General features: G+C 67.3%; 12 protein-coding genes. 9 read left to right on the forward strand and 3 right to left on the reverse strand.

What is annotated here, in order from left to right; all coding sequences use genetic code 11:
* Nucleotides 1-136: 136 nt before the first annotated feature.
* Nucleotides 137-964, forward strand: coding sequence for an NADPH-dependent oxidoreductase (locus ACFQ9K_RS23805; RefSeq protein WP_378722742.1), 828 nt, complete (start codon nucleotides 137-139; stop codon nucleotides 962-964).
* 287 nt (nucleotides 965-1251) lie between these two features.
* Complete coding sequence (locus ACFQ9K_RS23810; RefSeq protein ID WP_378983603.1) at nucleotides 1252-2691, forward strand: amino acid permease; 1440 nt, start codon at nucleotides 1252-1254, stop codon at nucleotides 2689-2691.
* A 76-nt stretch (nucleotides 2692-2767) separates the two neighbouring features.
* Here the strand turns inward: ACFQ9K_RS23810 and ACFQ9K_RS23815 are convergent, their stop codons facing one another.
* Nucleotides 2768-3445, reverse strand: a complete 678-nt coding sequence (locus ACFQ9K_RS23815; RefSeq protein ID WP_378726981.1) for a TetR/AcrR family transcriptional regulator — start codon at nucleotides 3443-3445, stop codon at nucleotides 2768-2770.
* A gap of 47 nt (nucleotides 3446-3492) precedes the next feature.
* Between ACFQ9K_RS23815 and ACFQ9K_RS23820 the strand changes: the two genes are divergently transcribed.
* The 5 genes from ACFQ9K_RS23820 (at nucleotide 3493) to ACFQ9K_RS23840 (ending at nucleotide 7272) form a co-directional block, all read left to right on the forward strand.
* On the forward strand, nucleotides 3493-4512 hold the full coding sequence (locus tag ACFQ9K_RS23820) for an oxygenase MpaB family protein (protein ID WP_378726979.1): 1020 nt from the start codon (nucleotides 3493-3495) through the stop codon (nucleotides 4510-4512).
* A 3-nt stretch (nucleotides 4513-4515) separates the two neighbouring features.
* Entirely contained in the window at nucleotides 4516-5853 is a 1338-nt protein-coding gene (locus tag ACFQ9K_RS23825; protein ID WP_378726977.1) for an oxygenase MpaB family protein, read from the forward strand.
* Nucleotides 5850-6143 (forward strand): 2Fe-2S iron-sulfur cluster binding domain-containing protein, encoded by a 294-nt coding sequence (locus ACFQ9K_RS23830; RefSeq protein ID WP_378726975.1) that lies wholly within the window; start codon nucleotides 5850-5852, stop codon nucleotides 6141-6143. Before ACFQ9K_RS23825 ends, ACFQ9K_RS23830 begins: the two co-directional genes overlap by 4 nt.
* A gap of 167 nt (nucleotides 6144-6310) precedes the next feature.
* On the forward strand, nucleotides 6311-6520 hold the full coding sequence (locus ACFQ9K_RS23835) for a hypothetical protein (protein ID WP_378726973.1): 210 nt from the start codon (nucleotides 6311-6313) through the stop codon (nucleotides 6518-6520).
* Nucleotides 6517-7272, forward strand: a complete 756-nt coding sequence (locus ACFQ9K_RS23840) for a hypothetical protein (protein ID WP_378983607.1) — start codon at nucleotides 6517-6519, stop codon at nucleotides 7270-7272. The genes ACFQ9K_RS23835 and ACFQ9K_RS23840 overlap by 4 nt, the downstream gene beginning before the upstream one ends.
* A 3-nt stretch (nucleotides 7273-7275) precedes the next feature.
* Here ACFQ9K_RS23840 and ACFQ9K_RS23845 read toward each other — a convergent pair whose 3' ends face one another.
* Nucleotides 7276-9243 carry an ABC1 kinase family protein gene (locus tag ACFQ9K_RS23845; RefSeq protein WP_378725524.1) on the reverse strand — a complete coding sequence of 656 codons (1968 nt, stop codon included), beginning with the start codon at nucleotides 9241-9243 and terminating at the stop codon, nucleotides 7276-7278.
* A 220-nt stretch (nucleotides 9244-9463) separates the two neighbouring features.
* Here ACFQ9K_RS23845 and ACFQ9K_RS23850 point away from each other — a divergent pair, with 220 nt between their 5' ends.
* Entirely contained in the window at nucleotides 9464-10450 is a 987-nt protein-coding gene (locus tag ACFQ9K_RS23850) for an endonuclease/exonuclease/phosphatase family protein (RefSeq protein ID WP_378725522.1), read from the forward strand.
* Here ACFQ9K_RS23850 and ACFQ9K_RS23855 read toward each other — a convergent pair.
* Nucleotides 10447-11862 carry an MDR family MFS transporter gene (locus ACFQ9K_RS23855; RefSeq protein WP_378725520.1) on the reverse strand — a complete coding sequence of 472 codons (1416 nt, stop codon included), beginning with the start codon at nucleotides 11860-11862 and terminating at the stop codon, nucleotides 10447-10449. The genes ACFQ9K_RS23850 and ACFQ9K_RS23855 overlap by 4 nt on opposite strands.
* Nucleotides 11863-12524: 662 nt before the next feature.
* Between ACFQ9K_RS23855 and ACFQ9K_RS23860 the strand changes: the two genes are divergently transcribed.
* Complete coding sequence (locus ACFQ9K_RS23860; protein ID WP_378725518.1) at nucleotides 12525-13361, forward strand: type II CAAX prenyl endopeptidase Rce1 family protein; 837 nt, start codon at nucleotides 12525-12527, stop codon at nucleotides 13359-13361.

A 13361-nucleotide genomic window follows, 5' to 3' on the forward strand; every position in this document is an offset into this window, starting at 1 on the left:
GTGTTCCTCCCACTGCAAATTAGGGTTACCTTACCTACCCTACTCCGAGTTGATCTCCAAGGGAATCCAGGCGGTGTTCGGCTCACCGTGCGAGCAACCGCTGACGAACGCCGCGCCGCCGTTCAGGATGACGGACATGACCCAGACCGTGCCGACGCCGACTCACCTGGTGCAGCAGCGTTACCGCGACCCCCAGCCTACCGAGCCCGCCGACTGGAACCCGGTATTGCAGGTCTTGCACGAGCATCGTTCGGTCCGGCGTTATCTGGCCGACCCGGTCTCGGATGACACGCTGCGCCTGCTGATCTCGGCCGCCCAGTCCGCGCCGACCTCGTCGAACCTACAGGTGTGGAGCGTCATCGCGGTCCGCGATACCGAGCGCAAGGCGCGACTCGCGGCCTTGGCCGGTAATCAGGCACACATCCGGCAAGCACCCGTATTGCTGGTCTGGACAGCCGATTTCGCGCGCCTGCGCCAGCTCGCGGACGATCAGGCGGCCCCGCTCGACGGCGCCGACTACCTCGAATCCAGTTACGTCGGCTTCATCGACGCCGCCCTCGCCGCGCAGAACGCCGTCGTCGCCGCCGAGTCTCTCGGCCTCGGCACGGTCTACCTCGGCGCGCTGCGCAATCACCCCGAAGACGTTGCGGCGGAACTGAATCTGCCGCCGCGGGTATTCGCCGTGTTCGGCCTGCTGGTCGGGCACCCGGACCCCACCGAGGACGCCAGGGTCAAACCGCGCCTGCCCCAGGCCGCCGTTCTGCACCACGAAACCTACGAACTGACCGCCCAGCGCGAACACGTCACCGCCTACGAGTCCCGCATCGCGGAATTCTATGCCGAACAACAACTCTCGCACTCGTGGACCGAGCGGGTGCTGGCCCGCCTGGCCTCCGCCGCCAGCCTCAACGGCCGCCACCGCCTGCGCGCCTCGCTGGAGAATCACGGTTTCCCGCTGAAGTGACAGCTTTGCTTCGATGTCCTCGAACTCGATGCGGCAAGGGGGCCCGAGGTTCGCGGATCGACACCGGGAGGACTGGGTCCCCGTTAGGTCCGACGGCCGCGCTCGGTGTGCCAACAGGGCGTTGACCTGCGGAATTATCGGCGAGTGACATTCGGGGCAGCACCCGACCGGTAGCGTGACGTGCTGTTCGACTCCGGAACATGCGATGATCCCATGTCATGTGTCCGGGGTCACCGACCGACGATCCTGGGCGTCGCGTCGTTGCCGTACGAGAGAAGGACCGCACTATGACAGCCGCCGACAGTCACCTATCGGACGCTGGAACGCAGGATTCGACCGGCGACTCGGAGGGTTACTCCCGCGGGCTCAGCCCGCGCACGATTCAGATGATCGCCATCGGCGGCGCGATCGGCACCGGCCTGTTCTACGGTGCGGGCGGCGCGATCGAGCAGGCCGGACCCGCGCTGATCCTGGCCTACCTCGCGGCGGGCGTGGCGATCTTCGTGATCATGCGCGCGCTGGGGGAGCTGCTCACCTACCGTCCGGTCTCGGGCAGCTTCGCCGAGTACGCGCACGAATTCCTGGGGCGCTACGCGGGTTTCGTCACCGGGTGGTCGTACTGGGCGGTGTGGGTCGCGACCTGCATGGCCGAGATCACCGTGGCGGGCAAGTACGTGCAGTACTGGTTCGACATCCAACCGTGGATCACGGCGCTGGTGGTGCTCGCGGTGATGTTCGCGGCGAACCTGATCTCGGTGCGCCTGTTCGGTGAGGGCGAGTTCTGGTTCTCCACCATCAAGGTCACCGCGATCATCGGCATGATCCTGCTCGGCATCGGCGTGCTGACCATCGGCTTCGGGCATGCCGCCAACCCGACCGTGACCAACCTGTGGGCCGACGGCGGCGTGTTCCCGAACGGATTCGGGCAGTCGCTGCTGGTGTTGCAGATCGTGCTGTTCGCCTACGTCGGTGTCGAGCTGGTCGGCGTCACCGCCGGCGAGGCCCGCGACCCGCGCAAGACCCTGCGCAAGGCGATCAACACGCTGCCGTTCCGGATCGGCCTGTTCTACGTCGGCGCGCTCGTCGTGATCATGTCGGTGTCGAGCTGGCGCACGTTCCATGCGGGTAAGAGCCCGTTCGTCGAGGTGTTCCAGCAGATCGGCATTCCCGGCGCCGCGGGCATCATCAACTTCGTGCTGCTGACCGCCGCGCTGTCGTCCTGCAACTCCGGCATCTACTCGACCGGCCGCATGCTGCGCACGCTGTCGCTGCACGGGGAAGCGCCGGCGGCGCTGAACAAGCTGAGCTCGCGCCATGTGCCCTACGTCGGCATCTCGGCGTCGGCGGCCGCGATGGTCATCGGCGTGATCGTCAACGTCATCTCGCCGGACAAGGCCTTCGCCTACATCACCTCGGTGAGCACCATCGGCATCATCTTCGTCTGGGGCATGATCCTGGTCTGCCACCTGATCTACCGGGCACGGGTCGCGCGCGGCGACCTCCCCGCCGCCGACTACCGCCTCCCCGGCGCCCCGTACACCACGGTGCTGGCATTGGCCTTCCTCGCCCTGGTGGTCGTCCTCCTGTTCTTCACCGAAAGCGGCCGCACCGCCGTAGCAGTCGGCGTCGTCTGGACCCTCCTGGTCTCCGCCGGCTACCTCGCCCTCACCCGCCTCGGAAACTCCACCCACACCCCAAACCCCACCCGCAACACCGCCGGCCGCTAACCCCCAGCCCACACCCCTCGATTTCCCGCACATCGAATCGCAGCGATTCGATGTGCGGGAAATCAGTAGGTATGCGTCAGTGGGGGTGTGGATGGTGCTCGCGTTTTGTTCGTGAATAGGGGTGGGGGGTGGTTTTGGCTGGTGGAGGGGAGGGGTGGAAGTAGTTGAGGACTAGGCGGGTGAGGTTGGTGAGGAAGTGGTCGCGGGAGAGTGGGGGTTGGTCGAGGATGTAGCGGATGGCGAGGTGCTCTACGGCGCGGACCAGCATCCATGAGGTTGCCTCGAAGTCGACGTCGGGGGGCAGTGAGTCGCGATGCATGGTCAGTGCTACGCGGGCCATCTCGCCGATCTGCTGCTCGAAGGCGAACACGGTGTTGTCGCCGCTGAGCCGCGGTGTCTGCTCGATCACGGCCCGGAGCAACGCCGGATGACTGCCGAGCGCGTCGAGTAGCGCGGAAATCGTTGCCGGAACCGCGATTTCGGGCGGCTCGTGCAGATGTGCCAGCACGCTGCTGTGCACCAGGGACGCGACCTCGCTGTTGTAGCGCTCGATCACCGCGGTGACGATGGCGTCCTTGCCCGGAAAGTATTGGTACAGCGAGCCGGGACTGATCCCGGCGGCGCCGGCGATCCGATTGGTGGACGCGCCGTCGTATCCGTGCTCGATGAGCACCCGCTGGCCGGCGTCGACGATGCGCCGCACCATGTCCCGGGAACGCTGCTGCTGCGGCGTTTTCCGCGTCTTCGGCGGCATCAGAAGACGAATTGAACGCGAGTATTTATTCGTGTCAGCATCGTTTCATGGTTGCACACAACGACGTGGCGCACGAGAGCCACAGTGCCCCCGTGCCGCTCGGCCCGGACTCGTTGACCTGGAAGATCTTCGGCTCCCTCTACTTCGCGCCGACCGGGTTGTTCCTCGGCATGGTGCAGAACATGCATCCCGGCCTCGGCGCGGGCGTCGAGTACCACTCGCGGATCAAGGACGAGTTCTATCAGCGGGTGCTGCGCTCGGCGTACCCGATCGTCGGCGTGGTCTTCGACGGGCCGCGAGCCGAGCAGACCGCCCGCGAGATCGTGAACTACCACCGCACGATCAAGGGCACCGATGAGCAAGGCCGGCGATATCACGCGCTGGACCCCGGCACGTTCTATTGGGCGCACGCGGTGTTCTTCGTGCAGACGCTGCGCGCAGGCGAGCTGCTGATGGGCGGTCTCTCGGCCGCGCAGCGCGAACAGCTCTGGCGCGAGCAGTACCAGTGGTACGAGATGTACGGCATGAGCATGCGGGTCGTCCCCAAGAGCTGGGCGGAGTTCCAGGACTACTGGAATGACATGTGCGAGAACGTGTTGGAGCCGACGCGGGCCGCCCGAGAGGTCTTTCAGCTGGCCGAGAATGCCCCGGTGCCGCCGTTCCCGGTGCTGGACCTGTTGCCGAAACCCTTGTGGGAGAAAATAGTTCGTCCCTTCGGCGCGCGGTTCTATCAGTTCGTCACCATCGGCCTGTGCGACCCGTCGATCCGCCGCACGATGAACTTCACCTGGACCCGCCGCGACCAGTTCTGGTTCGACCGCTGGTGCGCCCTGTTCACCGCGATGAACCGGGTGACCCCGGACGAGATCCGCTACTTCTTCCCCCGAATCCGCGCGGGCCGCCGCCGTGCACGCGGCCTGCGCCCCGTGACGCTACCACCCCCTGAAGCGCCTCAATTGCTGTGGCCCGCAACAGAACACCGCGCAGACCCTAAACACTACTGCCCGGTCCACGCCGACCGTGGCAGCACTCCCGCCACGAAATTCCGGCAACTGACAGGATTTTGACCGATGCTGGACGCCGACCCGCATCCCTACGATTACTACTACCGCCCCGGCATGCCGCTGCGCCCACCGCCGCCGCGCGCCGTCGCCTCCGAATTATGGTACGAGCCAAGGAAAGCTATCCTCGCACCCTGGATCGACGTACGGCCGGTGCCCAGCGAAACGCCCCGCACGCGCCTGATGGCCGATCATCTCTGGCAGGGCGACGAGCCGATGGACCGGCTGGTCGCCGCATTCCAGCGCATCGGCACCGCCGACGGCAGACGCCTGCTCGACCAAGCCCTCGACCACGGCATCGACTCCCTCGACGATCCGCCGCCGGAACTCGTGACCTTGTTCGCCGCCCTCGACCACCCGCCGGACTGGTACGACCCCGACCTCTGGGAACGCGGCCGCCAATTGTGGATCAATGTCTCCACCTCGGGCAAGCTCGCCATGGGTGTGCAGGACTTCATGGGCACCTTCGTCGGTGCCGAAGTCGCTTCCGCGACGGGCGCCACCGGCCGCTTCGTCAACGACCCGTACCGGCGAAACCTGGAGACCTCCACCTGGTTCCGCAACGTGACCGTCCGTGGCGGTATGGACCGCTGGTCCCCGGTCTTCAAAGACACCGTCCGCGTGCGGCTCATGCACGCCCAGGTGCGGGTCGGCCTCCGCCGTGCCTGGGGCCCCGGTCATTTCGCCGTCCACGGCAACCCGATCTCGAATAGCACGATGATGGGCGCGGCGGTCACCTTCGGCATCTCGCCGATCTGCTTCGACCACACCCATGGCCGCAAATCCACTGAGCGGCAACGGGATGCGGTGATGCACTACTGGTCCTACATCGCCTACGTCTTCGGCGTCGCCGACGAGCTGATCCCGCGCACCGCCGTCGAGGGCATGGAGATGTCGGACTACATGGTCGCCACCGCCGGCGTCGCGCCGGAGTGGACCGCGAACATGGCCGGCGCCGCAACCCACCGCCTGGCGAACCCCGCCGGCATCACCGATCGACTGAAGATCGGCGCGACCGCACCGCTACTCGGCCTGCTCGCCTACTTCAGTAGCGAGTCCCTCGTCCGAGAGTTGTTCCGCAGCACACCATTACGCGATGTACCGGTGCAACCGTGGTCGACCCTGACCGGGGTGGCCGCCGCACTCGAGGTCCGCCTCCGAGCTCTCGACGACGCCCTGCCCGGCGCACACGGCCGCATGGTCCGCCGCGCCGCCGCCGACGACCCGGTCTGGCGCCGCAACACGAAGCTCGCGAAACTCCTCGCCGCCCGCGTAGGCATCCACGACACCCCTTACGACCACCACGACGACTCCGCCACCGCCCTTGCCCGCTGCCCGATCCGATGAACCCACCCCCACAGCTGACGGTCGAGCTACGCGACTCGGGCCGCACCATCCTGGTACCTGCCGCCCTGACCGTGCTCGAAGCATTGGAGAACGAGGGCATCCCCATCCCCTCGATGTGCCGCGCCGGCATCTGCGGAACCTGCGAGACAACGGCCCTTTCCGCCACCGACCGCCGCTCGACAAGCGCGCCGCGGCCCGCGACCGGGCCTGCCGCCGATCGCTACCCCCGACCTGTCCGCCTCTGCATAACCGCACCCGGCGTGCTCACTCACCTCGTCTTGGAGCTGTAGGCGGCTCGGCCCTCGCACGCTGGGGATTCGTCCCAATCCGGCGGGCAGTTCGTTGTGATCATGTGGCCGCGCACGGCAGTCGAACCGATCGCACAGTAGCGTTGGCCTCGACAAGACCGGCGGACCGTGCGGGTCGATTCGGTGGTGCGGCGAGTGGAGGCAGGGATATGGCAGCGAAGACGTTGAGCGATCTGGTGCCGGGGGAACTGCCCGCCGGGATCGCCGCGCTGGGGCCGGACGTTCAGGCCCAACTCGCCACGGTGGTCGCGGAGGCCCGGCGCAAACAGGCGAAGGACCTCGAAACCGCCGCCTACTCGCTGCTGGATTTCGTGCCCCGGTTCCTGCGCGGCGCGGTCAAGAAGGCGGCCGGCCTGTGACCGATGCGACCAGCGCCCAGCTCATCAAACTCGCCCGCACCTTGGGCGTACCGGTCGGCCAGCTCGCTTACCTCGCCGACGTCCCGGCCGCCGACGTCAGAGACTTCCGTTTCCAGGTCGCCGACCTGCTGTTCGACAGCCAATCCGGCGGCCTGCGCAAGGTCGCCGCGGCCGCCAAGGTGATCCCGGCCCCGGTGATCGCCAAGCTGGTCGCCCGCAGCCGCAACGCGCTGCTCGCCGCGCGCATGGCCGGCGTCCTCGAACCGGCGCACGCGGTCGACGTCGCCAAACGCCTCCCGGTCGACTTCCTCGCCGAGGTCGCCCCGCTGCTCGACCCGCGCCGCGCGGCCTACCTCATCGCCGGCGTGCCGACGGAAACCATCGTCGCGGTCGGCAAAATACTTGCCCGGCAAGAAGATTGGATCACCCTGGGCGACCTGATGGCCGTCGTCTCCGACGAGTCCGTCCGCGCCGCACAGGCCGCCCTCGACGGCACCGCGCTGCTCCACTCGGCCTTCCTCATCGATGACGCCGAGCACCTCGAACGCCTGGTCGGCTTGGTCTCCGAGCAGAAGCTCGCCGAAATGCTCGAAGCCGCAGCCGAACACGACCTGTGGGACGAATACCGCAGCACCCTCGGCGGCCTCTCGGACTCGGCCCTGACGGTCGTCCGCGCGGCGGTCGACCGACTGCCGCCCGAACACCGCGACCGTGCCCACGCCGAGATCGCCGACCGTCGCCCCGCCTCGTAGCCCTCAGGTTCGCAGCAACGTCCGAATCCCGAGCACCGCCCCGATCAACCCCAGCGCGGCGGCGAGCACCGCGGAAACCGCGACCCCGTGGATCAATTCGGCGTCGCCCCCGGCCACCAGCAGCACCGCGGCGGCCACCACGCACGCCGCCGCGAACAACGCCGTGATCAACCGCTGCACCAGCCCCGAGACGAACGCGCGATCACCGGGATGCTCGAACACCCGCACCCCGACGCTGAACCGCCCCGCCGCCAGATCGGCGCTGATCGTGTCGATCCGCCCCGGAAGTCGTTGCAGCACCGGAAGAATCGCCAGCGCCTGCCCCTTGGCCCGAATCGCGAGCCGCTCCGGCGCCAGCATCGGCGTGAGCACCTCGTCACCCACTCGCCGTGCGGCGAACAGCAATTCGAACCCGGGATCCAGCAACAGCAAGGTGCCCTCCACCGACGCCAGCGTCCGGAACACACCGGCGATCTGGCCGGGAATCGCGAACCCGGCCGAGGTGATCAGCCCGATCATCTCGGTGAACAACGCCTTGCTGCCCCCGGCCCCGAACCCACCCCGGAACCGCACGATGACCTGCCCGATCCGCCGTTCGAACGCCCGCCGCTCGAACTGCGCCGGCGTACCGAGCAGTCGCAGCATCGCCTCGGTCGCGCCGACCGAGTCGTCACCCTCGAGCGCGACCAGGAACGCCGCCAGCGCCAGCCGCTCGGTCTCGTCGAGCCGGCCGACCGCTCCGAAATCGAGCAGCCCCAGCCGGCCCGCCTCGTCGACCAGCACATTGCCCGGATGCAGATCGGCGTGGAAGACCCCGGCCACCAGGATCTGCCGCAGCGTCTCGGCCAGCAACGTCGACGCGGCGAAAGCCCGTGTCTCGGAGTCGAGTCCATCGAGCACCCGCCTAGCCGACCCGACCGGCGTGCCGTCGAGCCGCTGCATCACCAGCATGGTGGACGACGAATACTCCGGATACGCCACCGGAATCGCGATCGCGCATTCACCGGCGGTGCAATCCCGCAGCGCCGCAGCGAGATTGCGCATATTGTCCAGCTCGATCGTGTAGTCGAGCTCCTCGGTCAGCGACGCGGCGAAGCCCTCGACCAGGTCGACGACGCCCATCTCCCGCGCCCACTGCGCTTCTCGCTCCAGCCGCCCGGCGAACCGCCGCATGATCTGCAGATCCCGCCGGACCTGAATTCGCGCGCCCGGCCGTTGCACCTTCACCACCACCCGGCGGCCATCCGGCAGCACCGCCGCGTGCGCCTGCCCGACCGACGCGGCGGCCAGCGGCTCCCGCTCGATCGACTCGAACACCTCGCCGGCCGGCCGGCCGAGCTGCGCCGCGATGATCAACTCGACCTGCGTCCAGGGCAACGGCGTCGCATCGGTCTGCAACGTCGCCAGTTGATCGGCGAGCGTCGACGGAATGACATCCCTTCGCGTGGAAAGCATTTGGCCGAGTTTGACGAACGTGACGCCCGCGTCGTTCAACGCGTCCCGCACCTTCGCCGCCGCCGCGCTGGTCCGGTCCGGATGCGCCCGCGACCCGCGCAACAGGAACCCGCCGAGCCCGTGCCGGATCAGCACCCCGAGCAACTGCCAGTAGCGAATCGCCTCCTGGCGCGACCGCCGCCCGGCCCGCACCAGCGCGATCGGCCCGGGGATCGACCCGCTCGGCAGCACGATCTCCGCCACGTACAGCACCGCGAGCAGCAGCACGAAGATCCACGCCCACAGCAGCACCACCACGGTGAACGCGCCCCACGGATCCTGAATCCGATCCGCCGCGTCGACCAGCCCGAGCTTGCGCGCCAATCCGGTCGCCGCCGCCGACCCGGTCACCGGGAACACCGCCGAGAGCGCGATCGTCCGCGGCCACCCGACCGGCGATCCGATCACCCGCCGGGCGACGGTCGCGATGAGCCAGACCATCAGTCCCCAGCCCGCGATCACGACAACCGCCGCCACCCCCGTCATCATGCCCACCCGCGATTCGTCACACGGCCGAGCATGCCGCAGCGCGCGGGTCCGGAACATCGGGGATCACCCTGATGCCCGTCGGCGTACTCGACCGTTAGCCGGGGGATGAACAGACATTTTCGGGTAGTCGAGTACGCGCCTGCGAACGCCCTCGCGGGTCGACAATTGACGGGTATGAACGGGTCGGGGCCTGATGAGGATGTGTGCAATGGTCACCCTGCGTATAGCGACGTTCAATCTCGAAAACTTCGATGAGACGCCGAACCCCACCCCGTTCGAGCCGACCCTGGCGGACCGCATCGCGGTGATGCGACCACAGATCAACCGCCTCCGCGCCGACATCCTGTGCCTGCAGGAGGTGAACGGCCAGGAGCGGCCCGGTCAGCCGCGGTCGCTGATCGCGCTGGCCGACCTGTTGCAGGGCACCGCCCTGGCCGGCTGGAACATCGTCTCCACCGAGAAGGCCAACGGCGAGGTGTTCGACGAACGCAACCTAGCGGTGGTCACCTCGCTGCCGGTCACCGCGCACGCGCAACTGCTCAACGATCTGGTCGCGGCCCCGGTCTATCAGGTGCTCACCGCGAATCCGCCTGCGGCGCAACCACAGTCGATCGCCATCGAACGCCCGATCCTGCACGTCGAGCTGGACCTGCTCGGCGCGCCGCTGCACGTGATCGTCGTGCACCTGAAGTCGAAGCTACCCACCGACATCCCGGGACAGAAGCTCGATCGCTTCACCTGGCGCGACGCGGGTGCGGCCGCCGAGGGCTCGTTCCTGTCCGCGATGAAACGGATGAGCCAGGCCGTCGAGGTCCGGCGGCTGGTCGATCAGATCTTCGACCGGGACCCGGCCGCGCGCATCGTGGTGGCCGGGGATTTCAACTCCACCGCCGACGAGGTGCCGCTGGTCGCGATCCGCGGCGACGTCGAGGACACCGGCAACGGCGCGCTGGCCGGCCGGGTGCTGGTACCGGTCGAGAACACCGTCCCCGAGTCGTCGCGCTACTCGCTGTTCCATCACGGCAGGGGACAGATGCTCGACCACCTGCTGGTCACCCGGAACCTGCTGGCCAACTATCGGGGCACGGAGATCCACAACGAGCTGCTGCACGACGAGTCCGCCGACTTCGCCACCGACCGGAAGTTCCCCGAGTCCGATCACGCCCCGGTGGTCGCGACCTTCGAGTTCGCCTAGCCGATCACGGTCTTGCGGCTCGGCATGCAGGCCGAGGCCAGCACCATCACGGCGGCCATCACCGCGACCGTGACGAAGACCAGGTGCACCGCCGAGGACAACGTCGAGGGCAGTGGATGATCGGTGTCGCCGATGCGCGAGTTCACGATCGCGCCGAAGACCGCGACCCCGACCGCGCTGCCGATCGAGCGGGCGAACATATTGGCCGAGGTCACCACGCCGCGCTCGGACCAGTCCGCGCTCGTCTGCGCGGCGATCAGGGTGGGCGTCGCGACCAGGCCCATGCCGATGCCGATCACGAAACACGAGCCCGCGATCTGCCACAGCGTGGAATCCTCGGCGATCAGCAGGGTGGTCACGGCGCCAACGGTGGCCAGCCCGCTGCCGATCAGCGCGGTCGGGCGGAAGCCGATGCGCAGGTACACCTTTCCGGCCTGGGACGCGGCGATCGGCCAGCCGAGGGTGAGCGCGCCGACGGTGAGTCCGGCGACGAGCGCGCCGGTGCCGAGCACGCCCTGCGTGAACGTCGGAACGTAGGAGGTCAGGCCGACCAGGATCGCGCCGACGAGCACCGAGACCAGGCTGCTCGCGATGACCACGCGCCGGGTGAATACCCACAGCGGCAGAATCGGATTCGTCGCCCGCCGCTCGACCAGGCCGAACAGCACAAGCAGCAGCGCGCCGCCGCCGAAGATGCCCAGGCTGGCGGGGGAGTTCCAGGCCCAGGCCTGACCGCCCTCGAGCAGGCCGAGGATCAGCGCACCGGCGCCAACGGTCAAGAGGGCGGCACCGAGATAGTCGACCTTCTGCTTGCGCCGCGGCGCGCTCTCGGAGAACTTGCGCAGCAGCATCCAGGCCGCGACGGCGGAGAGCGGCAGGTTGATCAGGAAGATCCACCGCCAGCTGACGTAGTCGGCGAAGACTCCGCCGAGCAGCGGGCCCGCGACCGAGGACATCGCCCACACGCTGGCCAGATAGCCCTGCACCTTGGCTCGCTCGGTGAGGGTATAGAGGTCACTGGCGATGGTCATGGTCATCGGCTGGATCGCGCCGGCGCCGATGCCCTGCACCGCGCGGAAGATGATCAGCCCGAGCATGCTGGTCGCCAGCCCGCACAGCAGCGAGCCGAGCGCGAACACCGCGATGCCGAACATCAGCACCGGCTTGCGCCCGACCGTGTCGGCGAGCTTGCCGTAGATCGGCACGGTCACCGCTTGGGCCAACAGATATATGGAGAACAACCAGGGGAACTGGGCGAACCCGCCGAGCGTGTCGGTGATCGTCAGCACCGCGGTGGCGATGATGGTGGAATCCAGTGCCACCAAACCGGTCGCCAGCATCAGCGCGCCGAGGATGGCCCCGCGCTCCGATCGAAAGCCGACGCCCGACGATGCCACTGTCTCGGTTGCCACGCGCGCGGCCCCTTTCGTTTGTCCGTCTAATCACCTTCAACGAACGTAGTCCGGGCCCAGCTATTCCCGCTCGGAATATTTTCGGGGCCCGGCGGTCGAGGGGGTATGGGGTGGGTCTTCGGGCGGCCGCGAGTCGGCACCGATCGGGCCCCGGCCCGTGCGAGCCGCCAGGGTTCGGCGTTGGACGGGCGTACATGAGGTGTTGTACGACCGCACATCTCCGGCAAACAATTAGCAATCAAATTGGCGTGACGCGATGTTCCATCGAACGCCGCCGAATGTTTCGGGCAGTTGAATGCGATGTGGTGAATGGTTGGCCGAGGTTTGTCCGACCAGGTGAAATCGGACGAAAAAATGGCGCGAATCGGACGTATAACCCGGGACGCATGCGGAGGCCCTTACTCCGTATAAATCCGGTGGCCCAGCTCACAGGAGCTTCCAGGTGGAAGCTGTAGACAGTTATCTCAGTACGGTTGTACTGTCTGCCGATGTGTTCAGGACGACGCCGTAGGTAGGTGATGTAAGAGCTCGGGCAGTAGGGCAAAGTCACCAATGTTTCCTCGACCTGCGTGTTATTGAGTTGTCCTTGCGTGAGGGCGCGGACGACCCCACTCCACCGATATGTAAAGACCGACCCGACCGGAAGTGAACGGGGCCTCCCGATGGAAATCTTCTGCATAATTCTGCTTGTCTATCTCGTGCTCGCCGAGCCATTCTTCGAGATATTCTCGGTCCGCGTCTTCACGAAGGAATTCGGCGAGCGGTCCGACGCGCGCGTCCGCCTGTATCAGGGCGGCGTCTTCCGGACCTGGGCCACCCTGGCCGTCATCCTGGTCGCCTTCGCGATCAGCGGCACCTCGGTGCACGAACTCGGCCTGACCCACTTCGACTTCTCGATCTTCCGCGGCTTCTCCCTCGCCGAGAAGATCATCAGCCTGGCCATCGTCACCGTCTACGTCTCGTATCTGCTTGGGCCCGTGCTGATTCCGCTCGTCGGCGGCCGCCGGGGCAGGGACTGGATCGCGCAGCAGATCGAGTACGTCGTCTTCATCACCCCGGAGACCTCGATCGAGCGGTTCTGGTGGCTGGCCAACTCGTTCAGCACGCCTGCCGAGGAGATCGTCTACCGCGGCTTCACCATCTACGCGGTCGCGCTGCTCTGGCCGGACCTGCCGTTCTGGATCCTGATCATCGTCGCCGGTGGCGTCATCGATGGCCTGCGGCACGGATTCCGGCCCGCCGTCTCCGCCCAGGTGATATTCGGCGGCGTCGCCCTCGCGCTGACCTACAAATTGACCGGCGCGATCTGGCCGACCATCGCGGTGAAGCTCTTCCATGATCTGCGTGTGCTGGCATTCCCGCTGGCCCAGGCGCGGCGGAACCTGGCCGCGCGTGGATTGTCCGAAATTCCCGGGAAAACCCTGATCGACCACAATGTCCCCGCCGTCGCGGACAACACTGAAAATTCAGTAGAGCCACGTACTTCTGTTTCTACGTAG

This window comes from Nocardia sp. NPDC056564 (genome assembly GCF_042793755.1).
GTDB lineage: Bacteria > Actinomycetota > Actinomycetes > Mycobacteriales > Mycobacteriaceae > Nocardia.